This is a genomic window from Kitasatospora sp. NBC_01246 (genome assembly GCF_036226505.1).
Lineage (GTDB): Bacteria > Actinomycetota > Actinomycetes > Streptomycetales > Streptomycetaceae > Kitasatospora.
Genome location: NZ_CP108484.1, coordinates 5,225,053 through 5,247,781 on the forward strand (window position 1 = coordinate 5,225,053; position 22,729 = coordinate 5,247,781).

Genomic DNA, 22,729 nt, shown 5'->3' on the forward strand with positions numbered 1-22,729 from the left:
CGGACCGGACCGGACCGGACCGGACCGGACCGGAGCGGACCGCGACGGCCAGCCGGACCGGACTGACCGCGACGGCCTGACCGTCCGGGCCCGCTACGGCTGGGTGTAGCCGCCGAGGAAGTCGCCGATCCGGGTGACGGCGTCGGTGATCTCCTCGGCCCGGGGCAGCGTGACCAGGCGGAAGTGGTCCGGCTCGGGCCAGTTGAAGCCGGTGCCCTGGACCAGCAGGATGCGTTCGGCGCGCAGCAGGTCCAGCACCATCTGGGCGTCGTCCTTGATCTTGTAGACCTTCGGGTCCAGCCGGGGGAACGCGTACAGCGCGCCCTTCGGCTTGACGCAGCTGACCCCCGGGATCTCGTTGAGCAGCCGGTACGCGGCGTCCCGGGACTCCAGCAGCCGGCCGCCGGGCAGCACCAGGTCCTTGATCGACTGTCGGCCGCCGAGCGCCGCGGCCACCGCGTGCTGGGCCGGCATGTTGGCGCACAGGCGCATCGAGGCGAGCACGGTCAGGCCCTCGATGTAGCTGCGGGCGCGTTGCCGGTCGCCGGAGAGCACCATCCAGCCGGAGCGGAAGCCCGCCACCCGGTACGCCTTGGAGAGCCCGTTGAAGGTGACGCAGAACAGGTCGGGGGCCAGCGTGGCCAGCGGGACGTGCTCGGCGTCGTCGTAGAGGATCTTGTCGTAGATCTCGTCCGCGTAGACCACCAGCTTGTGCCGGCGGGCGATCTCGACCAGGCCCTCCAGGACCTCGCGGGGGTAGACCGCGCCGGTCGGGTTATTCGGGTTGATCACCACGATCGCCCTGGTCCGGTCGGTGACCTTGGCCTCGATGTCGGCGAGGTCCGGGTACCACTCGGACTGCTCGTCGCAGCGGTAGTGCACGGCGGTGCCGCCGGCGAGCGAGACGGAGGCCGTCCAGAGCGGGTAGTCCGGCGCCGGGACGAGCACCTCGTCGCCGTCGTCGAGCAGGGCGGTCATCGCCAGCTGGATCAGCTCGGAGACGCCGTTGCCGAGGAAGACGTCCTCGACGGTGAGGCCGTGCAGCCCGCGCTCCTCGTAGTGCATGACCACGGCCCGGCGGGCGGCGAGCAGGCCCTTGGAGTCGCCGTACCCATGCGCGGAGGAGAGGTTGCGCAGGATGTCCTGGAGGATCTCCGGGGGCGCGTCGAAGCCGAACACGGCGGGGTTGCCGGTGTTGAGCTTCAGGATGCGGTGGCCCTGCTCCTCCAGCCGCATCGCCTCGTCGAGCACCGGGCCGCGGATGTCGTAGCAGACGTTGGCGAGCTTGCTGGACTGGATGACCTGCATGCCTGCCTACTTTAGGGGTATCCCGGGCCGGTCCGGCGCGGGTGCGGGGACACGCGCCGGACCGCCCTCAAGGGCCCCCTTCGAACGGCAGGCGGAGCTGTCAGCCGGCCTTCCAGATCAGGGGCTCGGTGTCCAGAACGCTGCCGAAGACGAGGAACTTCGGCGGGGTGTTGGTCGGAACGAGATAGACCGCACACTGCTGCTGGGTCTGGCCGTCCGCCAGGGTGCCGGGCTTCTTGCCGGAGTCGCACTGCGGGATCGACTTCAGGACGGTCGGCGCGGGCAGCACCCCGCCGGTGGCGGCGGTGTCCGACTTCACCTTGAACCGCATCATGAAGTACTCGTCGGTGAGCGGGCCACCGGTGCGGTTGGTGAACGAGACGGTCACGTAGTACGGCGTCTTGCCGTCGAGCTCGGCCGGCTTGAAGTTGTACGGCGCGACCTCGGCCGCGGTGCCCTTGACCACCGAGACCGGGGTGACGTCGGCCTTGGTCTTGCCCAGGTAGCTGCCGGTGGCGGTGGTCGCCAGCGGGTTGTCGTAGCCGATCTTCCCGCTGCCGGCGCCGCCGCCGGCGCCGCCGATCGGGTTCCCGCTGGTGGCGGCGGACGGGACGGCGTTCGGCGTGTTGCCGCCGGCGCCCGCCGTGCCGGCCGAGCCGGCCGTACCGCCGGTGCCCGCGGTGCCGGCGGAGCCGCCGGTGGCCGACGGGGCCCCGGTGGCGCCCGGCGCGGTGGTGGCGGCGGCGCTCGCGCCCGCGGCGCCCGCCGCGCCCGCGGCCGGGTCCTCGTTCTCCGGCCCGCAGGCGGTCAGCAGCAGCGCCAGCGCGGCGAGCGGGACGGCGGCGCGCAGCGCGTTCTGAGTGTTGGTCACAGTGGTTCCCCGTGGATGATGTGGTCGGTGCGGCGCCGGAATGCGGATGTGGCGCCGCGAGGTCGGACGCCGGCGAGTGCCGGGCGGTTCCCGGGGAACCGTACCGGTGCCCGGGGACAGTGACCGACGGTGGACGAGAGGGGGCGCCGTGATCGCGGCCGTGCTCGGGGCGGTGCTGGGCGGCCTGCTGGTGGCGCCCGCGCTGCGGGGTCTGGTGGTGCGTTACGCCGTGCCGGAGGGCGGGCCGTGGTGCACCCGGTGCCCGGCGTGCGAGCGGCGGTTGCGCGGTCTGCCGCCCGGCGGGCGCTGCCCGGGCTGCCGGGAGCGGCTGGGGCCGGGGGCCTGGCAGGTGGAGGCGGTGACGGTCGCGGTGGCGGCGGCCGCGCTGTCGGCGGCGCACCCGGCCGACGCGGTGCTGCTGCTCTGGGCGGCCGGCCCGGGCGTGGTGCTCGGCTTCACCGACGCCCGGGTGCGGCGGCTGCCGTACCCGCTGAGCTGGGCGCTGGCGGCCGGCCTGGCCGCGCTGCTGGTGGTGGTGGAGCTGGCGGCCGGCAGTCCGGGTGTGCTGCTGCGCTGTCTGCTGGTGGCGCTCGTCGCCGCCGCGCTGTTCGAACTGCCCGGCTGGATCGGTCTGATGGGCCCGGGGGACACCGTGCTGGCGCTCGGCCTGGGCGCGCTGCTCGGCCGGTACGGCTGGTCGGCCGCGTTCACCGGGCTCTTCGCGGCGTCGGTGCTGGCCGGGCTCTGGGCGGTGGTCCGGGCGGTGGCGGCCCTGGCGCGGCGGCGGCCGGTGCGCGGGCTGGAGCTGCCGATGGGCCCGTTCCTGCTGCTCGGCACCCTGGCCGCGGTCCTGCTGCAGTAGGAGGAGGGGGGACGAGCGGGGCCCGCCGTACCGGTCCGGTACGACGGGCCCCGCCGTCGGCGCGCGAGCCCCACCCTCAAGGAGCGGCGCGCCGGGGGGAGTTACGGCATCTGGTGGACGAACGGGCCGACCGCGTTGGAGAAGGCGTTCCCGTTGTTGGCGTCCCAGTTGGTGGACCAGGTCATCGCGCCGCGGATGGTGGGCCACTTGGCCGGCGGGACGAAGCTGCCGCAGTTCTTGCCGGTGGCCAGGCAGTCCAGCGCGTTGTTCACCACGGTCGGCGAGACGTAGCCACCGCCGGCCGCCTTGCTGGAGGCCGGGACGCCGATGCCGACCTGGTCGGGCCGCAGGCCGCCCTGGATCTGGGTGCAGACCTGCGCGGTGATGAAGTCGATGGTGCCCTGGTTGTAGACCTTGCCGTCGCAGCCGTTCATGCCGCCCGAGTTGTAGAACTGGGTGTTGACGACGGTCAGGATGTCCTTGGTGTTCAGCGCCAGTTGGAAGTAGGCGCCGGCGGTGCTGTACATCCCGATGGTCTCCGGGGCCATCGTCAGGATGAAGTTCGAGCCGACCTTGGCCTGCAGGCCGTGCAGCGCGTTCCCGAGGTAGGTCGGGTTGACGCCGTTCTCCAGGTCGACGTCGATGCCGTCGAAGCCGTAGTCCTTGATGATCGCGTAGGCGCTGTCGGTGAACGCGGCCGCCGCGGCGGCGTCACCCACGCTGATCGCGCCGTTCTGGCCGCCGATCGAGAGGACGACCTTCTTGCCGGCCGCCTGCTTGGCCTTCAGGTCGGCGCGGAACTGCGCGTCGGTGTAGCCGCCGAGGGCCTTGGCGAGCCCCAGGTCGAGGGTGAAGCTGATCGCCCCGCCCCTGGTCGGCACGGCGTCGGCGAAGGAGACCGCGATGATGTCGTAGGCGCTCTGGACGTCGCTCAGCTTCTGGACGGTCGCGCCGTTGTCGAAGTTGTGCCAGTAGCCGGTGACCACGTGCTTCGGCAGGCCGGTGACCGGCGGGGCGGTGGTGGTCGCGGTCGCCGTGGGCGTCGGCGTGGCGGTCTGGGTCGGGGTGGCGGTCGCCGTGGGGGTGGCGGTCGCGGTCGGCGTCGCGGTGGCCGTGGGCGACGCGGTGGCGGTCGGCGTGGCGGTGGGCGTCGCGGTCGGGCTCGGCGTGGAGGTGCCGCCGGGGCCGCTCAGCGTGATGTCGTCCGCGAGGTAGGCGCTCTGGCCGTACCAGCCGTGCACGAACAGCGTGACGTTCTTGACGTTCGCGCCGGTGGTGAAGGTGGAGGAGAGCTGGTTCCAGCTGTTCTGGTTGGACCAGCTGCTCGGGTCGGTGCCGCCGGTGCCGCGCGCGCCGAGGTAGACGTACGGACCCTGGACCCAGGCGCTCAGGGTGTAGCTGGTGTTGGGCAGCACGCTGATGGTCTGGGTGCACTCGGCGGTGTCCGCGGCGCCCGGCGTGGCCTGCAGCGCGCCGGTGCCGGAGTGGACCGGAGTGGAGACGGTGCCCGCGGCGCCGGTACAGACCCAGCCGGCGGTCGAACCGGAGTCGAAGCCGCCGTTGGAGACCAGGTTGCCGGCGGCCGCGCTGGCGCCGCCGGCGAAGAGGGCGAGGCCGCTGCCGGCGAGGGCGAGGGCGGTGGCACCGGCGGCGAGGGCCGGAAGGGTGCTGCGCCGGCGCTTGTGCGCGGGCTGGTTCAGCGTACGGGCCATGGAGGTGCGCTCCTGGGGGAGGAGCGGCCGCCGCGGTGGGGGGCGCGGCGGCCGCGTGTGGGGGAGGGCTCCCGCCGGGCCGACGAGCGTGCCCGGGCCGAGGACGACGGACGGTCGGCGGTGTGGGAGCACCGGAGCGAGGAGCGTCGTGTTCGGTTCGGGAACGCCCGGGGGCGAGGAGGGAATTGCGTCCGCAGTACTGCCTCGGATGGGGCGGCGGTGGTGCGTGTTCCGCCCTGGGTCACAAGCTGGACTAGACCATTGGTGGTCGTCAAGCATTGAACCGTCGGCTTACGGATTCTTTAAGGAACCGGATACCGTTCCGTATCCGGAGCCCCGGGAGCCACCGGGCGTTCGTGCGGGTGTGTTCCGGCCACTTCCGCCACGCGGCCCTCGACCTGCTCCGCACAGGACTGTGACCGGACTGCTACCTGCGGCTTTACCCACTGCCTCCGGGCCGGAGTAGGCTGCGCCGGGGGTTGTGACGTCCCCCGGTGAATGAGTACGGAGGGGCCGAAAACCATGGGTCTGCGCGATGTCGTCGAACGCACGCCGGGTCTGCGCACCCTGCTGGACGGTATGTACGGCCTCTACGGTCGCCGGGTCGAGGTGCACCTCGCCCGGACCCCCCATCACATCGGCGTGATCCTCGACGGCAACCGCCGCTGGGCCAAGGCGACCGGTGGCTCCACCGCCTACGGCCACCAGCGCGGCGCCGACAAGATCAGCGAGTTCCTCGGCTGGTGCGACGAGACCCACGTCAAGGTCGTCACGCTCTGGATGCTCTCCACCGACAACCTCTCCCGGCCGGCCGACGAGCTCGTCCCGCTGCTCGGGATCATCGAGGACGCCGTCACCGGCCTGGCCGCCGCCCGCCGCTGGCGGGTCAACCCGGTCGGCGCGCTGGACCTGCTCCCGCAGCACACCGCGGACGTGCTCAAGCGGGCCGCCGACGAGACCGCCGGGATCGACGGGATCACCGTGAACGTCGCCGTCGGGTACGGCGGCCGGCACGAGATCGCCGACGCCGTCCGCTCGCTGCTCCAGGAGCACGCCGGGCGCGGCACCTCGATCGAGGAACTGGCCGAAATCCTCGACGTCGAGCACATCGCCGAGCACCTCTACACCAAGGGCCAGCCCGACCCGGACCTGGTCATCCGCACCTCGGGCGAGCAGCGGCTGTCCGGCTTCCTGCTCTGGCAGAGCGCGCACAGCGAGTTCTACTTCTGCGAGGCCTACTGGCCCGCCTTCCGGAAGGTCGACTTCCTCCGGGCACTGCGCGCGTACGAGGAGCGCCACCGGCGGATGGGGCTCTGACGCCCACCGGCCCCCACCCGCCCCCGCCGACCCCCCAGTAGGGCTGGAGTACCCGGCGGCGGCGCGAGGCCAAACGTTCACCGGCAATGATCCGTCAGTTCGCCGAGTGCGTGAATGCACCGCCCCTCGCCTGGGAATACTCCGAGCAGACCGGCCCCGAGGCCACCGGGGCAGCGGGGGCCGGCTTGCCGCGGATGACGCAGGGTCATCCGCTCTGGAGGCCTAGTGGTCAGTTCCAAGAGCCGCCGGACACCAGACCGGCGGACCTACGTTCTCGACACCAGCGTGCTTCTGGCGGACCCGCTCGCCATGACCCGCTTCGAGGAGCACGAGGTCGTCCTGCCGGTGGTCGTGGTCACCGAGCTGGAAGCCAAGCGGCACCACCCGGAGCTGGGCTACTTCGCCCGCCAGGCGCTGCGGCTGCTCGACGACTACCGCATCCGTTTCGGCCGGCTCGACGAGCCGATCCCGGTCGGGGAGCTCGGCGGCACCATCCGGGTCGAGCTGAACCACTCCGACCTGTCGATACTGCCGGTCGGCTACCGGTCCGCGGGCGGCGAGGCGGACAGCCGGATCCTTGCGGTGGCCCGCAACCTGCAGGCCGAGGGGTACGACGTCACCGTCGTCTCCAAGGACCTGCCGCTGCGGATCAAGGCCAGTTCGGTCGGCCTGCTCGCCGAGGAGTACCGGGCCGAGCTGGCGATCACCTCCGGGTGGACCGGCATGGCCGAGCTGCACGTCCCCGCCGACCAGGTGGACGCGCTGTTCGCGGCCGGCCACGACGCCGCGGTGGACGTCGAGGGCGCGGCCGAGCTGCCCGTCCACACCGGACTGGTGCTCGGCTCCGAGCGCGGCCGGGCGCTGGGCCGGGTCACCGGCGACGGCCGGGTGCGGCTGGTGCGCGGCGAGCGCGAGGCCTTCGGGCTGCGCGGGCGCAGTGCCGAGCAGCGGGTGGCGTTGGACCTGCTGCTCGATCCGGAGGTGGGCATCGTCTCGATGGGCGGGCGGGCCGGTACCGGCAAGTCGGCGCTGGCGCTGTGCGCGGGGCTGGAGGCGGTGCTGGAGCGGGGGCAGCACCGCAAGGTGATGGTGTTCCGGCCGCTGTACGCGGTCGGCGGCCAGGAGCTCGGCTACCTGCCCGGGTCCGAGACGGAGAAGATGAGCCCCTGGGCGCAGGCGGTCTTCGACACCCTCTCGGCCGTGACCACCCCGGACGTCATCGAGGAGGTGATCTCCCGGGGCATGCTGGAGGTCCTGCCGCTGACCCACATCCGGGGGCGTTCGCTCCACGACGCCTTCGTGATCGTGGACGAGGCGCAGTCGCTGGAGCGCAACGTCCTGCTGACGGTGCTCTCCCGGATCGGCCAGGGCTCCCGGGTGGTGCTGACCCACGACGTGGCCCAGCGCGACAACCTGCGGGTCGGCCGCTACGACGGCGTCGTCGCGGTGGTCGAGAAGCTGAAGGGCCATCCGCTGTTCGCCCACATCACCCTTACCCGCTCCGAGCGCTCCCCGATCGCGGCGCTGGTCACGGAGATGCTGGAGGACATCAACCCGTGATTCGCCCGCACTAGGGCATAGTCGGACAATACGGTCAACTCTGGGCGTGGGGCCCGCTCCTGACAGGAGCGGGCCCCGTCCCTTTCATCACATCGAGTGCTTTCTGTCCGGAGAACTCCAGTGCGGTGAATGTGAGATGCGCCACGCAACAGGGAATTGCGTCGACAGTGCCCGGTGCGGCATGGTGAGGGTTCTGTCAGGCCCCGCGTACGGCATGACAGGGCCCCCGGGAGACCGTGGGCCCGGTCCGGACGGTCCGCCAACTCCGGTAGGTGGACGCACAATTGAACACCGATGAGCCGTACGCCGCCCGATCGCAACGCCCGGTCGCCCACCGCTTCCGGACGCCGGGTCAGTACCTCCCGTGACCAGCACCGTACGGAGGGCAGCGCAAAGGGGCATCTTGCGCCCGTACGGTCACGCGTGGGCGATGCTGGAAGGAAACCATGTGACTCGGATCTCGGTCCGGGGAGTCGCTGTGGCCTCCGCCACCGCCGTCACCGCAGTCGGTGCCGTCGTGGGTATGGCCTCGGGCAGCGAGGGCAAGACGACGCAGACGGTCGATGTCGCCGGCGCGACCCTGCTTGCCGAAGTCCCCTCTGGCGCCCAGGCGCAGACCATCAGTGACAACATCGGCACGCAGGCCTCCGCCCAGCAGGCCGCCGCCGATGCGGCCGCGAAGGCCGCCGCGGAGCAGAAGGCCGCCGAGGAGGCAGCGCGCCAGCAGGCCGCAGCCGACGCGCAGGCCAAGGCCGACGCGCAGGCCAAGGCCGACGCGGAGAAGGCCGCCAAGGCGGCCGAGGAGAAGCGGAAGGCCGACGAGGCCGCCGCCAACCGCTCCAAGGCGCGCTCGGCGATGGCAGCCACCGACACGTCGGCCCCCCCGGTTTCGGTCAGCCCCGGTTCGGTCCAGGAGATCGCCCAGCAGATCGTCGGCAGCGACGCTCAGTTCCAGTGCTTCAGCCAGATCGTGAAGCGCGAGAGCGGCTGGGACTACACCGCGACCAACAAGAGCTCCGGTGCGTACGGCCTGGTCCAGGCGCTGCCCGGCACCAAGATGGCCTCGGCCGGTGCCGACTGGCGCACCAACCCGGCCACCCAGATCAAGTGGGGCCTCAGCTACATGAACAGCCGCTACGGCAGCCCCTGTGGCGCCTGGTCCTTCTGGCAGTCGCACCACTGGTACTAGGAACCACCGGTACCCGCAGCACGCCGTACCACCTCGGCCCCCGACCGCTCTCCTGCGGTCGGGGGCCGAGGTGTGTGGTGGGCCGCCCCGCCGCCATGGCCGTGCGCCGGGCGGGGCTGCCGCGCTGGACGGGCCGCGCCGCCCGGGCCGCGCTGACCAGTGCGCTCGCGGGCGGTGCGGGCCCGGGTGCGGACGCGGGGCGCGGGGAGGGGTCCTGGTTGCTCCCCGCACCGGCCGGTCCGCCGACAGATGGCTCCTGTACTCGTTCGGAGTCCTCCCCGTTGCCCGATGCCTGAAACCACCCGGTCACCACCGGTTTGTCCGGATACGGACCGGCCGCCCGACCGGCCCGCGGGCGGCCGAGACCGGCCGCCCGGCGCCCGTCGGTCTCCGCCGGCCGACCGGTCAACCGCCCCGCCCGGCGGACTCGTGCCGGGCCGGGCGGGTAGTTTCATCCCTGACGGCCGTGGCACGACCCACGGCGTACCGCCGGCACGGCGGCCCAACGGGGGAGCGGTGGTAGCGAGGATGGCGCGGGGCGGGAAGGCCTTCAAGGCCGTGGCCAAGGGCATGGCCGTGGTGGCGAGCGCGGCCGCCGTGATCGAGCGGCGCCGGCGGGCCGCGATCGCGGCCGAGTACCACGAACCCCCGGACCCGCTGCCGGTACCGGAGCAGGTGCCGGCCCCGGCGCCCGCCGCCGTGGCCGCGGCACCGGCCCCGCTGCCGGCGCCGCGCGGGGAGCACGCCGAGGCGGGCCGGGGCCAGGCCCCGGTCGCGCCGGCCCCCACCCACGGCGCCTTCGGGCGCGAACTCCACCCCGGCCGGCCCGCCACCCCGGCCGAGGCGGTGCCCTGGGGCCTGCGGGTGGCGGCCGAGTCGACCTGGCGGCTGCTGCTGCTCGGCGCCGCGCTCTACGTCGTCTTCATGGTCGTCGACATGCTGCGGCTGGTGGCCTTCGCGGTGCTGGCCTCGCTGCTGATCTCCGCGCTGCTGGAGCCCACCGTCTCCTGGCTGCGCCGGCACGGCGTACCGCGGTCGCTGGCGGCCGGCGGGGTGTTCATGAGCGGTCTGGCCGGGATCGGCCTGGTCGGCTGGTTCGTGGTCTGGCAGGTGACCACCAACCTGTCGACCGTGACCACCAAGGTCCAGGACGGTGTGGCCACCCTCCGGGACTGGCTGATCACCGGGCCGCTGCACCTGACCCAGCAGCAGATCACCGACTTCGCGAACCAGATCACCAAGGCGATCAGCACCAACACCGAGCAGCTCACCTCGGTCGGCCTCACCGGTGCGCAGATCGCCGTCGAGGTGCTGACCGCCGTCCTGCTCGCCTTCTTCACCACCTTCTTCTTCCTCTACGACGGCGAGCGGATCTGGAACTGGGTGCTGCGCGGCCTGCCCCGGCACTCCCGCTACGCGATGGCCGGGGCCGGTCCGAAGGCCTGGGCCACGCTCACCGCGTACGTGCGCGGGACGGTCTGCGTGGCCTTCATCGACGCGGTCTGCATCGGCGTCGGCATCCAGATGCTCGGGGTGCCGATGGCGCTGCCGCTGGCGGTGATCATCTTCCTGGGGGCCTTCGTCCCGCTGGTCGGGGCGCTCGTCACCGGCACCGTCGCGGTGCTGATCGCGCTGGTCACCGAGGGTCCGTTCACCGCGCTGATGGTGCTGGTGGTGCTGATCGCCGTCCAGCAGATCGAGGGGCACGTGCTGCAGCCGCTGATCCTCGGCCGGGCCGTCCGGGTGCATCCGCTGGGCGTGGTGCTCGGGGTGGCCGCCGGCTCGATCATCGGCGGCATCGGCGGCGCCATCGTCGCGGTGCCGCTGATCGCGGTCACCAACACGGTGGTCGCCCACCTGCGCCGCCGCAACGAGGCCGGGCAGGCCGTCTTCACCGCGATGGAGGCCGCCCGTGAGGCGGCCGTCGCCCGGACGGCGGCGGCCACGTCCGCGGGTGCCGCGGGCGCCGCGGCGCCCGGTGGGACGGGTGCGCCGGTGAGCGCCGAGTAGGTCCGGCCGGGCCCCGGCCCACCCGGACGCGCGAGGGCCCGCCGGACGGAAGTCCGGCGGGCCCTCGTGGTGTGGCGTGGGATCAGGCGTCGACGCCGGCCAGGGCGGCCTCGGAGTCGAGGACGCCGGCCACGGCCTGCAGCACGGCGGCGATCTTCACGGAGGCCTGGATGACCTCGCGCGCGACACCGGCCTTGCTCAGCACGCCCTCGTGGGAGTCGAGGCACTGGCCGCAGCCGTTGATGGCCGAGACCGCGAAGCACCAGAGCTCGAAGTCGATCTTCTCGACGCCCGGAGTGCCGATGATGTTCATCCGCAGGCCGGCCCGCATGCCGCTGTACTCCTTGTCGGAGAGCAGGTGCGTGGTCCGGTAGTAGACGTTGTTCATCCCCATGATCGCGGCCGCGCCCTTGGCGGCGTTGTACGCCTCCGGGGAGAGGTTGGCCTTGGCCTCGGGCTCCAGCGCACGCAGCACGGCGGGGCTGCGGGTGGCCATCGCGCAGGAGAGCACGGTGCCCCAGAGCTGCTGGGCGGGGAGGTCGGAGTTGCCGATGACCGCGCTCAGGTTGAGCTTGAGGTCCTTGGCGTAGTCCGGGAGGGCGGACTTCAGGTCGTCGAGAGCCATGTCGGTCAGCCCGCCAGCAGGGCCTGGGCGTCGAGGGTGTCCTCGCCCTTGGTCCAGTTGCACGGGCACAGCTCGTCGGTCTGCAGGGCGTCCAGCACCCGCAGGACCTCCTTGGGGTTACGGCCGACGGAGCCGGCGGTCACCATGACGAACTGGATCTCGTTGTTCGGGTCGACGATGAAGACCGCGCGCTGGGCGGTGCCGTCAGCGCCCTCGACGCCACAGGCACGCATCAGCTCGTGCTTGACGTCGGCCAGCATCGGGAAGGGCAGGTCGCGCAGGTCCTTGTGGTCCTTGCGCCAGGCGTGGTGCACGAACTCGGAGTCGCCGGAGACGCCGAGGATCTGGGCGTCGCGGTCCGCGAACTCCTCGTTCAGCTTGCCGAACGCGGCGATCTCGGTCGGGCAGACGAACGTGAAGTCCATCGGCCAGAAGAAAACGATCTTCCACTTGCCCTCGTAGGACTTGTGGTTGATCTCGGCGAAGGCGTTCGCGGCGTCCAGGTCGACGCAGGCGTTGAGTTCGAACTCGGGGAACTTGTCACCGATCGTGAGCACGTTCGCTTCTCCTGAAGTGATGAGGGGAGTTTGTCCGGATTGCGGAACGGCTTCCACGATTCCACATCGTGGACTGATCAGGGAAATAGCTACACTCGATGTGTCTGATCGGAGAGAGTTATCAATACCCCCACGCCCCCCTCCCGCCCCAGGCCCCGCAGGGGCACCACGCGCAAACCCGAGGCCGCTGTGGGGAGCGCCACACCCCGCGGCCCCCGCGCGCCCACCGTCGCCCAGCTCAAGGCCTTCGTGGCGGTGGCCGAGCACCGGCACTTCCGCGACGCGGCGGCCGCCACCGGGACCAGTCAGCCCGCCCTGTCGGGAGCGGTCGCGGCGCTGGAGGAGTCGCTGGGCGCGCAGCTGGTCGAGCGTACGACACGCAAAGTGATCGTCACTCCCCTGGGGGAGCGCGTGCTCGAACACTCGCGCCGGGTGCTCGCCTCCTTGCAGGCCCTGACCGAGGAGGTGGAGGCCGCCCGCCGGCCGTTCACGGGTCCGCTGCACCTCGGCGTCATCCCGACCGTCGCCCCGTACCTGCTGCCCACCGTGCTGCGGCTGGTCCGCGACCGCTATCCGGAGCTGGAGCTGCACGTCCACGAGGAGCGCACGCCCTCGCTGCTGGAGGGGCTGGCCGCCGGCCGGCTGGACGTGCTGCTGCTCGCGCTCCCGGCCGGCGGGGCCTCGCCCACCCGGGACATCCCGCTGTTCGACGAGGACTTCGTGCTGGTCACCCCGCCCGGGCATCCGCTCGCCGGGCGGATCGACGTCCCGCGCGACGTGCTGCTCGACCTCGAGGTGCTGCTGCTGGAGGAGGGCCACTGCCTGCGTGACCAGGCCCTCGACATCTGCCGCGAGGTCGGCGCCGACCCCGGCGGCTCCACCACCCGGGCGGCCGGGCTCTCCACCCTGGTCCAGCTGGTGGCCGGCGGCCTCGGTGTCACCCTGCTGCCCACCACGGCGCTGGACGTCGAGGCGGGCCGGACCGACCGGCTGGCCGCCGTCCGCTTCGCCGCCCCGGCGCCCGGGCGCCGGATCGGGCTCGCCACCCGGCCGGGCTCGGCCCGCAGCGCGGAGTACGACCGGTTCGCGGCCTCGCTGCGCGAGGTGCTGGCGGAGCTGCCGGTCCGGATCGTCGAGTAGTCGGGCCGGGGCGCCGGGCCGGGCTGCCGGTCCGGCCCCGGGCGGCGCCCGCCCCGCACCCGCCCCGCGTCAGCCGGTCCGGGCCGCCGAGCCCAGGCAGAGTCCGACCGTGGTGGCGACCAGTAGGTCCAGCGCCCGCAGCGCCTCGGCGTCCGGCTGCTCGCCGGTGCTGCGCAGCACCAGGTAGCGGTCGGTCAGCCCGTCGAAGCCGGTCAGGAAGTGCGTGGCGATGTCGCGCGCGGGCAGGGGCAGCTCCAGGCCGTGGGCGGCCGCGAGGGCGTCGAGCATCTGCGAGGCGGTGTCCTCGATCTCGTGCTGCAGCCCGCGCATGATCTCCTGGAGGTCGGGGTCGCGCAGCGCCAGCGCCGCGAACTCGTCCAGCAGGACGCAGCGCCCCTCCTCGCCGGTGGCACCCGCCCAGAGCGCGTGCACCATGGCCCGGATCTGCTCGCCGAAGGGGCCGTCGCCCGGGGCGGCGTCGCGCACCTGGCCCACGAACTCGGCCGTCAGCTGTTCGACCACGGCGCGGTAGAGGTCCTTCTTGGTGCCGAAGGTGTAGTGCACCGTCGCCTGTGCCACCCCCAGCTCGGCCGCGATCGCCCGGGTACTGCCGGCGGCGACGCCCTCGCGGGTCATCAGGTCGATGGCGGCCCGGACCAGTTGCGGGCGCCTTTCGGAGGCGGGGACATGTGCCATTGGGCCAGGGTAGCGCCACGGTCAAATAACTCGGTCGAGTGAACCTGTCGGTCGATTATGTCGACCAACTTTGTCAGGTGACAAAGTTGGTCGTACGGTGGAGTCCGACCTGTTCGGGCACCCGCTCGCCGACCGACGTGATCGAGGGTTCACTCATGGCCACGTACCTGTACCGCCTGGGCCGCTACTGCTTCCGTCGCAGGCGCGCCGTGCTCGCCGTCTGGCTCGCCGTGCTGATCGCGGTCGGCGGGGCCGCCGGGGCCTTCGCCGGCAAGACCAGCGACGAGTTCAAGGTGCCCGGCACCGAGGCGCAGAGCACCCTGGACCGCATCAAGGGCACCTTCCCGGAGCAGGGCCACGGCGCGGCCCAGGTGGTCTTCGGCGCCCCGGCGTCCGGCGGCATCACCACCGCCGAGGCGGCCGGGGCCGTCAGCGCGGCGGTCGGCCGGATCGCCGCCGTCCCCGGGGTCGCGGCGGTGCCCGACCCCTACGCCACCGGCGCGCTCTCCCCGGACGGCAGGGTCGCGCTGGCCCTGGTCTCCTTCGACCGCCCGCTCGCGGACGTCACCGACCAGCAGCGCGACGCTGTCCGGGCGGCCGCCGGCCCGGCCGGCGACGCCGGGCTGACCGTTGCCTTCGGCGGCGACGCCTACAACCGGATGGCGCAGGTCGACGGCGGCGAGGCCGTCGGCCTGATGGTGGCCGGCGTGGTCCTGGTGATCACCCTGGGCTCGCTGGTCGCCGCCGGGCTGCCGCTGCTGACCGCCCTGCTCGGGGTCGGGGTGGCGATGGCCGCGCTGCTGGCCCTCTCCGGCTCGTTCGAGATCATCACCACCGCGCCGGTGCTGGCCCTGATGGTCGGCCTCGCGGTCGGCATCGACTACGCCCTGTTCATCCTCTCCCGGCACCGCCGGCACCTCGCCGAGGGCCTGGAGCCGGAGGAGGCGGCGGCCCGCGCCAACGCCACGGCCGGCAGCGCGGTGGTCTTCGCGGGTCTGACCGTGGTGGTCGCGCTCGCCGGGCTCGCCGTCGCCGGGGTGCCGTTCCTGACCGTGATGGGTCTGTCCGCCTCCGGCGCCGTGGTGGTGGCGGTGCTCGTCGCGATCACCCTGCTGCCCGCGCTGCTCGGTTTCGCCGGCCGGGCCATCGACCGGCTGCCGGTCTGGCGGCGGGCGCTGAAGGCCCCCGGCCGGACGACCCTGGGCGAGCGCTGGGCGACCTTCGTGGTGCGCCGCCCGCTGGTCGTGCTGTTCACCGGGCTGGCCGCGCTGGGCGTCCTCGCGGTGCCGGCCGCGAGCCTCAGCCTCGGCCTGCCCGGCGGCGGCTCACAGGCCGCCGGCACCGACGCCCGTACCGCGTACGACCGGATCGGCGAGAGCTTCGGCCCCGGGTTCAACGCACCGCTGGTGGTCGTCGTCGACGCAGGGAGCGCGGCGCGGCCGGAGCAGGCCGTCCAGGGCGTGGCCGCGAAGCTGGGCACCCTGGAGGGGGTGCGGACGCTGCTGCCCCCGACCGTCGACGGGCCGAGCGGCACGGCCCTGCTCACCGTTATCCCGACCACCGGCCCGGACCACGCCGACACCAGGAAGCTGGTCGGGGAGATCCGCGACCAGCGCGACGACCTGCGGGCCTCGACCGGCGCGCGGATCGACGTCACCGGCACCACGGCCGCCAACATCGACGTCTCCGCCAAGCTCGGCGACGCCCTGCCGCCCTTCGTGGCGGTGATCGGCGGCATCGCGCTGGTGCTGCTGGCGCTGGCCTTCCGTTCGGTCCTGGTGCCGCTGAAGGCGGTGGCCGGCTTCCTGCTCAGCATCTCGGCCTCGCTCGGCGCGGTGGTCGCCGTCTACCAGTGGGGCTGGCTGGACGGGCTGATCGACGTGCCGAAGGTGGGCCCGGTGGTGAGCTTCGTGCCGATTCTGCTGATCGCGGTGCTGTTCGGGCTGGCGATGGACTACGAGCTGTTCCTGGTCTCCGGGATGAAGGAGCACCACGTGCACGGCATGGCGCCCCGGGAGGCCGTGGTCGCCGGGGTGAAGAACGGCGCGCGGGTGGTCACGGCGGCCGCCCTGATCATGGTCGCGGTCTTCGGCAGCTTCGTCTTCGGCCACGACCCGATCGTCCAGCCGATCGGCTTCGCGCTGGCGGTGGGCGTGCTGGTGGACGCCTTCGTGGTGCGGATGGCCCTGGTGCCGGCCGCGATGACGCTGTTCGGCAGGGCGGCCTGGTGGTTCCCGAAGAGCCTGGAGAGGGTGGTGCCGCGGGTGGACATGGAGGGCGAGCAGCTGATGGCCCGGCTGGAGTCGGAGCGGGCCGCGCCCGAGGGCACGACCGGGGCCGGGGGCGCCGAGGAGAGCGGCGCGGCGAAGGAGCCGCAGCGGGTCTGACGGGCCCGTCCCGGAGGGCGTCCGGCCACGACGGCCGGGCGCCCTCCGGCGTACCCGGCGGGCCTACGGCAGCCGCTGTTCGAACCAGACGACCTTGCCGGTGCCCAGGCGGGTGGCGCCCCAGCGCTCGGCGCACCTGGCCACTATCTGCAGCCCGCGCCCGCGTTCGTCCTCCGGTCCGGTGCGCCGCGGTCGGGGCAGCAGCGGGCTGTCGTCGCCGACCTCGCAGCGCAGCCGGGAGGTGCGGACCAGGCTCAGGGTGACCGGGCGGGTGGCGTGCTGGACGGCGTTGGTGACCAGCTCGCTGACCATCAACTCGGTTGCCTCACTGAGCTCTTCGAGCCCCCAGCGGCGCAGCGTGTGGGCGGCCAGCCGGCGGGCCCGGCCGGGCGTCTCGTTGCGCGGCTGGAGGTACCAGTGCGCGACGTCCCCGGCCGGGATGCCGTCGAAGCAGGCGGCCAGCAGCGCGATGTCGTCACCGCGGTCGCCCGGCGGCAGGATCCGCAGCGCCTCCTGGCAGAGCTGCTCGGGGGTGTGCCGCTGGGTGGCGGCCAGCCGGGCCCGGAGCAGCTCCAGTCCGTCGCTGAGCGGGCGGGTGCGGGTCTCCACCAGGCCGTCGGTGAAGAGCAGCAGGGAGGAGCCGGGCGGGGCGGGCAGCTCGACGGAGTTGAAGTCGACCCCGCCGACGCCGATCGGCGCGCCCGAGTCCAGCTCCAGCAGCTCGGCCGTGCCGTCCGGCCCGACGAGCACCGGCGGGACGTGCCCCGCGTTGGCGAGCACCACGCGGTTGGCGATCGGGTCGTAGACCGCGTACACGCAGGTGGCCAGGTGCTGTTCGCGGCCGAGCCGCTGGGCCTGTTCGTCCAGGTGGTAGAGCACCTCGTGCGGGGGCAGGTCGAGCGCGGCCAGGGTCTGGGCGCTGGTGCGGAGCTGGCCCATGATGGCGGCCGAGGTCAGCGAGTGGCCCATCACGTCGCCGACGATCAGCGCCACCCGGTTCCCGGGCAGCGGGACGGCGTCGTACCAGTCCCCGCCGACCTGCGCGCCGCGCTCGCCGGGCAGGTAGCGCTGGGCGAGCCGGACGCCGTGCGGCTGGGGCAGGCGCAGCGGCAGCATGCTGCGCTGGAGCTCGTTGGCTATCTCCCACTCGCGGGCGTACCGCAGGGCGGTGTCCACGGCGAGCCCGGCCTGGGTGGCGAGGTGGGCGGCGGTGGCGGTGTCGGTGGCGTCGAAACTGGGGCGGCCGGTCTTCTCGGGCGGCCGGCGGATCAGCACCAGCAGGCCGAGGACGGCCTTGCGCCCGCGCAGCGGCAGGGCGAGCACCGAGGAGCCCGGGCCGAGCCGGGCCAGCCCGCGCGGGCCGTACAGCTCGCGCAGCAGCTCGGTGGTCCGGTCGGGGCCGGCGGCCGGGGAGCCGGCCGCCCCGAGGACGGCGGCCTCGGCGGGGCGGCGGCTCAGCAGGGTGTGCGCGAGCGCACCGCCCCGGGTGACCGGGGTGGCGGGCCCGGTGTCGGCGGTCGAGCGCGAGCCGTACCGGGTGCCGTAGCGGGAGCCGCGGTGGTCGGAGCCGGTGGTCGGCCGGCCGCGGCGGCCGAGCCGGGTGCCGCGGCTGTGGTGGATCCGCAGGTCGTCGGGGAAGCCGGGTTCGCGCTCGACGTTGGGCAGCGGGTCGCGCAGGTGCACGACGGCGGCGTCGGCGAGGGTCGGTACGAGGACGCGGCAGATGTTGCGCAGCGTCGCGGCCAGGTCCAGGGCGCTGTTGATCCGCCGGGTCGCGGAGTCCAGGTAGGCGAGCCGCTCGGCGACCTGTCCGGTGGCGCTCGGCCCGCTCCCCTCCGGGGCCGGTGGCGTGCGGCGCGGGCCCGGGAGGGCAGGCGGCTGTCCGGCCTCGGGTTTGAGCTGGTCGCGCACGGCTGCCTGTCCTGGGATTGATGGGGAGTGGTGGCTCTGCTGGTCCGGCGGTCGGTCGGTGGGGCGGTGTGGCGAACGGTCAGCCGACGCGTCGGCAGCAGAGGAACAGCTGCTCCTCCGGCGGCAGCGAGGTGCTGGCCGGCGCGTACGGATGCCCCGACTGCTCCTCGACCGCGAACCCGGACTCCACCAGGACCCGTTCCAGATCCTCCCGCAGATACCCGCTGATCCGCAGCTCCCGTCCGAGGAACGGCAGTGGAACGTGATCCAGGTCCGCCTCGACCATACCGAGCGCCAGCAGACCGCCGGGCCGCAGGAGCGCGCGCAGCCGGGTCAGCACGGTGGGGATCTCCTCCTGGGGGAGGAGGATGAGGGAGAAGAAGGCGGTGACGGCGTCGAAGGTGCCGCGGCCCCGCGGGCCCAGGGCCGGGAGGTTCCAGGCCCGGTCGGCGCGCCGGGTGGCCAGGTCGTACATGTCGATGCGGTGGAAGGCGGGGGCGAACGGCCCGTTCGGCGCCGCCGCGCGGGCCAGGGTGAGCATGACGTCCGAAAGGTCTATACCGGTGACGCGCATCCCGGCGGCGGTCAGCTGTCGGACGGTCGGGTCGCCAGTGCCGCAGCCGATGTCCAGCACGGTGGCGCCCGGTTCGAGCCGGGCCAGCAGCCGGCGGCCGCAGGCGAGCTGGCCGCGCTTGGCGGGGAAGGCCTCTCCGTAGCCGGCGCCGATGGTGTCGAAGGCGACGGCCTGCAGGGCCCGCTCGGCACGGCGGCGCAGGACGTCGGGGCCGTCGTCGCCGTCCGCGTCCTCGTCGAGGGGGGACGGGTCGGATATCTGTCCGGTCGTCACGATTGAGAGGCACCTTTCCACCCGGGCCTCCGGTCGGCCGGACGAGGCCGGCCCGCCGTCCTGCCGGCGCCCGCGTTGCCCCGCCGGCCCGCTGCCGGTGGCGGTACGTCACGCTCCCCGCGTCACACTGACTGCACGCTGACACTTTGCACAGGGACACTCTGCACCGCGGGAGCGCCGTCGCGCTGCCGTTTCCGGACGATCCGCCGGACGGGTGCCGTCATGTCTGTACTGGCATCTGAGAATATGCGTGATCACTGCGCCGTGGGGTCCCTTTCCGGCCAACTCGTGACGGTTGGGGTGCTGTGGCCCGGCTTGCGGAAGCACGGGGGGTGCGGGCCAGGGTGGTGCGGTCGGCCGCCGCACGCCGCGGGGCCCGTCGGAGCACGCTCCCGACCTGCGGATCCGTCCGCGTCCGGGGCCGGCAAGGCGACGTTTATCGAACGTCAATCGGCCCGGTGCACAGTGGAGTCCAGCGCCGGGGAAGCGTTGAGGGTGCTCCCGCAGCCGGGGGGCTGCGGGAGCACCGAACGCACGGGGGTCGGCCCCCACGGGGGAAGCACGGGGGTGTGCGGGGCCTACGGCGCGGGGGGAGAGAGGGGCTCGGTGTGCTGCTGGGAGATGAGGTCCGCCACGGGGGAGGCCTCGGGCACACCGAGCCGCGTGAAGATCGCGTGCGCCTCGCGCAGACAGGCCAGCCCGCGGGCCGGCTGGGCCAGGCCGAGCAGCGCCTCGCCGAGCGCGGCGTTGGCGAGGCCCTGGCAGTAGGCGGAGTCCATCTCCTGCCCGATCGCCAGCGACTCCTCGGCCGCCTCGGCCGCGTCCGCGTGCTGCCCGGCGGCGAGCAGGCTCACCCCGAGGCGGGCCAGCGTGTAGCCCTCGCGGAGGCGGTTCTGCTGGGAGCGGTAGAGTCGGTGCGCCTCATGGAGGTGGGCGACGGCGGTGCCGGGCGCGCCGCCGGAGGAGAGCACGACGCCCAGCTGGTACAGCGTGTCGGCCAGGCAGGGGCCGTTCTTCGAGGCCCGGGCGCTGGCCACCGCGTCGGTGGCGGAGCGGACGGCGGACCGCGCGTCCCCGACGTCGAGCTGCGCCCGGGCGATGTTGCCCAGCAGCCGGGCCTCGCCGATGGGGGCGCCCACCACCCGGCTGATGGCGAGGGACTGCTCGAAGAAGGGCAGCGCCTCGGCGGAGCGGTCGGCGACGCTGAGGATGATGCCCAGGGTGTTGGTGGCCATCGACCGCAGGATGGTCAGGTCGTCGCTGTCCTGGAGGCTCAGGCTCTTCAGCAGCGAACGCTCGGCGCTCTGGAAGTCGTTGGTGACCGACTGCAGGGTGCCGCGGGCGAAGTGCACCCGGGCCAGCACGGCGGAGTCCTGGTACGACTCGGCGTTGTGGTCGGCGACCTCCAGCATCCGCCGGACCCGTGGACCGTGGGTCGGGTCCTCCACCAGGCTGTCCAGGACGATCAGCAGGTCGACGGCGGGTCGCAGCAATTCGCCGGGCCCGCTCACGGCGGCCTCGACCAGGCTGAGCAGCACCGCGATCTCGCTGCGCAGCCACGCCTGGGCCGATTCGCCGTCCGACAGGCTGAGACCGGGGGAGTTCAGACCGTTGAGCGGCTCCGGCAGCTGGTCGTCCGGCTCGATCGCCTGGGCGGCGTTGCGGACGGTCGGCAGCATCAGGTCGAGCAGCCGCCGCACCGCGGCGTGCTGCTCCTCGACGTCGCCGATCCGCTCGTTCTTGCGCTGCGCGTAGAGCCGCAGGAGGTCGTGGTACCGGTAGCGGCCCGGAGCGAAGCACTCCAGCATGTTCGCCTCGACGAGCGCCTCGGCGAGGTCCTCGGCGGTGTGCTCGTCGACGCCCAGCAGGGCGGTCACGGACGACAGCGGGAGGTCCGGAGAGTCGATCAGGGAGAGCAGTCGAAAGGCCCGCGCCTCGGGGGCGGAGAGCTGCGCGTAACCCAGTCCGATGGTGGTCTCCACCGCCAGGTTGCCGAGCTGGAGCTCGTCCAGCCTGCGCCGTTGATCGGCTAACCGCCGGGCGAGGTCGGAGACGCTCCAGCGCGGCCGGCTGGCCAGCCGGGCGGCGGCGATCCGGACGGCGAGGGGCAGGAAGCCGCAGGCGGTGACCACGGCCATGGAGGCCTCGGGCTCGGCCGTCACGCGCTGCTCGCCGACGATGGCCGAGAAGAGCGTGAGCGCCTCCTCGGGCGTCAGCTCCTCGACGTCGACCAGGTGGGCGCCGGGGATTCCGGCGAGCCGGGACCTGCTGGTGGCCAGCACCGAGCAGCCGGACACCCCGGGGATGAGCGGCTGGATCTGCTGGGCGTCCTGCGCGTTGTCCAGCAGGATCAGCATCCGCCGGCTGGCGAGCAGCGAGCGGTAGAGCGCCGCGCGCTGGTCGAGCGAGTCGGGGGTCTCGGTGACGCCGAGCGCGTGCAGGAAGTCACCGAGCACCACGGCCGGGTCGGCGGGCGAGGCGCCCGCGCCCCGGAGGTCGACGTACAGCTGTCCGTCCGGGAACTCGGCGCGCACCCGGTGCGCCACGTGGACGGCGAGAGTGGTCTTCCCGACGCCGCCGATGCCGGCCAGCGAGGTGACGACCACGGCCTGGCCGGTGGCGTTCATCAGGACGGCGGAGAGGTCGGCGACCAGCTCGGTGCGTCCGCTGAAGTCCGAGACGTCGGCGGGCAGCTGGGCCGGCGGGGTCACCGGGAGCGGCGCGTCCTCCCGGGCGGCGGCGCCGATCGGGGCGACGGCGGGGAGGGTCAGGGCGGGGTCGGCGGCCAGGATGCGGGAGTGCATGGTGGAGAGCCCGGCGCCGGGTTCGACGCCGAGCTCGTCGATCAGCAGCTTCCGGGTGTCCGTGTAGACCCCGAGCGCCTCCGCCTGGCGGCCGCACCGGTAGAGCGCGAGCATCAGCAGCTCGCGCAGCCGCTCCCGGAGCGGGTGTTCGGCGGTCAGGGAGCTCAACTCGCCGACCATGTCGGCGTGCAGGCCGATGTCGAGGGCCACCGCACACCGTTCCTCGGAGACGGTGACGTGCCGCTCGGCCAGACGCAGCCGCTGGGACTCCGCGTACGGGCCGGGAACGCCGGTCAGCGCCCGGCCGGTCCAGAGGCCGAGCGCGCCCACCAGGAGGCGGTGCGCCTCGTGCAGGTCCCCGGCCACCCGGGCCGCGGTGGCCTCGGACGCCCGGCTCTCGAAGACCGTGACGTCCAGGGCATCGGGCGGAATACGCAGTGCGTACCCGTCACTGACCGATACGAGCAGTTCGGCGGGGCGGCGAATTTCGCGCTTCGGCTCGATGACGGCGCGAAGGCGCGAGATATATGTCCGCAATGCGGCAATGGCCTGTGTCGGGGGCCGATCTCCCCACAGCCCGTCGACGAGATCCTGGGTGGTGACTGGACGGCCGCCGTGCAGAAGCAGTGCGGTGAGGACGGCCTGTTGCTGCGGTGAGCCGAGGGGCACCGGGGCGCCGTCGAGCCAGGCCTGTACGGGACCGAGTACCTGGAAGCGCAGCGCCGACGCGGGCGGCGTCTCCCGAAACTCCATGAAATCCCCCGATGGCCTGTGCTGTCGATTCCGTGAAGGGCGCTCGGCGGTCCGCCGTGTGATGGCTTCAGCTTAGGCGGAGGGCCGACTCTGCCGGACGAACCGGCAAGCCGCACGATGTTTATCGGACATTTAATCAGCCCTACGATACTGACGGCGTGCCCGCACCAAACCGGTGGG

General features: G+C 73.2%; 16 protein-coding genes. 7 read left to right on the forward strand and 9 right to left on the reverse strand.

Going from position 1 to position 22,729, the window contains the following annotated elements; translation table 11 throughout:
* Positions 1-93: 93 nt before the first annotated feature.
* Together OG618_RS22820 and OG618_RS22825 are read right to left on the reverse strand one after the other, a co-directional pair.
* On the reverse strand, positions 94-1,308 hold the full coding sequence (locus tag OG618_RS22820; RefSeq protein ID WP_329489394.1) for a pyridoxal phosphate-dependent aminotransferase: 1,215 nt from the start codon (positions 1,306-1,308) through the stop codon (positions 94-96).
* Between the two features lie 100 nt (positions 1,309-1,408).
* Positions 1,409-2,179: a hypothetical protein gene (locus OG618_RS22825; protein ID WP_329489395.1), complete on the reverse strand. Its 771-nt coding sequence runs from the start codon at positions 2,177-2,179 to the stop codon at positions 1,409-1,411.
* Positions 2,180-2,327: 148 nt separating this feature from the next.
* Between OG618_RS22825 and OG618_RS22830 the strand changes: the two genes are divergently transcribed.
* Positions 2,328-3,041 carry a prepilin peptidase gene (locus OG618_RS22830; protein WP_329489396.1) on the forward strand — a complete coding sequence of 238 codons (714 nt, stop codon included), beginning with the start codon at positions 2,328-2,330 and terminating at the stop codon, positions 3,039-3,041.
* A 101-nt stretch (positions 3,042-3,142) separates the two neighbouring features.
* On the opposite strand, the gene OG618_RS22835 is transcribed toward OG618_RS22830, so the two are convergent.
* The gene (locus tag OG618_RS22835; RefSeq protein WP_329489397.1) at positions 3,143-4,753 is read right to left on the reverse strand and encodes a chitinase; all 1,611 of its coding nucleotides are present in this window, start codon (positions 4,751-4,753) and stop codon (positions 3,143-3,145) included.
* A 522-nt stretch (positions 4,754-5,275) separates the two neighbouring features.
* On the opposite strand from OG618_RS22835, the gene OG618_RS22840 reads away from it, so the two are divergent.
* The 4 genes from OG618_RS22840 to OG618_RS22855 all read left to right on the forward strand — a co-directional run bounded on the left by OG618_RS22840 (position 5,276) and on the right by OG618_RS22855 (position 10,829).
* Positions 5,276-6,070 carry an isoprenyl transferase gene (locus OG618_RS22840; protein ID WP_329489398.1) on the forward strand — a complete coding sequence of 265 codons (795 nt, stop codon included), beginning with the start codon at positions 5,276-5,278 and terminating at the stop codon, positions 6,068-6,070.
* A gap of 225 nt (positions 6,071-6,295) precedes the next feature.
* Positions 6,296-7,630, forward strand: a complete 1,335-nt coding sequence (locus tag OG618_RS22845; RefSeq protein WP_329489399.1) for a PhoH family protein — start codon at positions 6,296-6,298, stop codon at positions 7,628-7,630.
* A 430-nt stretch (positions 7,631-8,060) separates the two neighbouring features.
* Positions 8,061-8,819, forward strand: a complete 759-nt coding sequence (locus OG618_RS22850; RefSeq protein ID WP_329489400.1) for a transglycosylase SLT domain-containing protein — start codon at positions 8,061-8,063, stop codon at positions 8,817-8,819.
* Positions 8,820-9,347: 528 nt separating this feature from the next.
* Positions 9,348-10,829, forward strand: coding sequence for an AI-2E family transporter (locus OG618_RS22855; RefSeq protein ID WP_329489401.1), 1,482 nt, complete (start codon positions 9,348-9,350; stop codon positions 10,827-10,829).
* Between the two features lie 82 nt (positions 10,830-10,911).
* Here the strand turns inward: OG618_RS22855 and OG618_RS22860 are convergent, their stop codons facing one another.
* Both OG618_RS22860 and OG618_RS22865 read right to left on the reverse strand, forming a co-directional pair.
* The gene (locus OG618_RS22860) at positions 10,912-11,454 is read right to left on the reverse strand and encodes an alkyl hydroperoxide reductase (protein WP_329489402.1); all 543 of its coding nucleotides are present in this window, start codon (positions 11,452-11,454) and stop codon (positions 10,912-10,914) included.
* 5 nt (positions 11,455-11,459) lie between these two features.
* Positions 11,460-12,011 carry a peroxiredoxin gene (locus tag OG618_RS22865; protein ID WP_329489403.1) on the reverse strand — a complete coding sequence of 184 codons (552 nt, stop codon included), beginning with the start codon at positions 12,009-12,011 and terminating at the stop codon, positions 11,460-11,462.
* A gap of 189 nt (positions 12,012-12,200) precedes the next feature.
* Between OG618_RS22865 and OG618_RS22870 the strand changes: the two genes are divergently transcribed.
* Positions 12,201-13,151, forward strand: coding sequence for a LysR substrate-binding domain-containing protein (locus OG618_RS22870; protein ID WP_329489404.1), 951 nt, complete (start codon positions 12,201-12,203; stop codon positions 13,149-13,151).
* A 69-nt stretch (positions 13,152-13,220) separates the two neighbouring features.
* On the opposite strand, the gene OG618_RS22875 is transcribed toward OG618_RS22870, so the two are convergent.
* Positions 13,221-13,847: a TetR/AcrR family transcriptional regulator gene (locus OG618_RS22875; protein ID WP_329489405.1), complete on the reverse strand. Its 627-nt coding sequence runs from the start codon at positions 13,845-13,847 to the stop codon at positions 13,221-13,223.
* 155 nt (positions 13,848-14,002) lie between these two features.
* Here OG618_RS22875 and OG618_RS22880 point away from each other — a divergent pair, with 155 nt between their 5' ends.
* Complete coding sequence (locus OG618_RS22880; RefSeq protein WP_329489406.1) at positions 14,003-16,234, forward strand: MMPL family transporter; 2,232 nt, start codon at positions 14,003-14,005, stop codon at positions 16,232-16,234.
* 63 nt (positions 16,235-16,297) lie between these two features.
* On the opposite strand, the gene OG618_RS22885 is transcribed toward OG618_RS22880, so the two are convergent.
* The 3 genes from OG618_RS22885 to OG618_RS22895 all read right to left on the reverse strand — a co-directional run bounded on the left by OG618_RS22885 (position 16,298) and on the right by OG618_RS22895 (position 22,549).
* Positions 16,298-18,145, reverse strand: coding sequence for a SpoIIE family protein phosphatase (locus OG618_RS22885; RefSeq protein ID WP_329489408.1), 1,848 nt, complete (start codon positions 18,143-18,145; stop codon positions 16,298-16,300).
* Between the two features lie 79 nt (positions 18,146-18,224).
* Positions 18,225-18,992, reverse strand: a complete 768-nt coding sequence (locus OG618_RS22890; protein ID WP_442906853.1) for a class I SAM-dependent methyltransferase — start codon at positions 18,990-18,992, stop codon at positions 18,225-18,227.
* 578 nt (positions 18,993-19,570) lie between these two features.
* Positions 19,571-22,549, reverse strand: a complete 2,979-nt coding sequence (locus OG618_RS22895) for an AfsR/SARP family transcriptional regulator (RefSeq protein ID WP_329489409.1) — start codon at positions 22,547-22,549, stop codon at positions 19,571-19,573.
* Between the last annotated feature and the right edge of the window lie 180 nt (positions 22,550-22,729).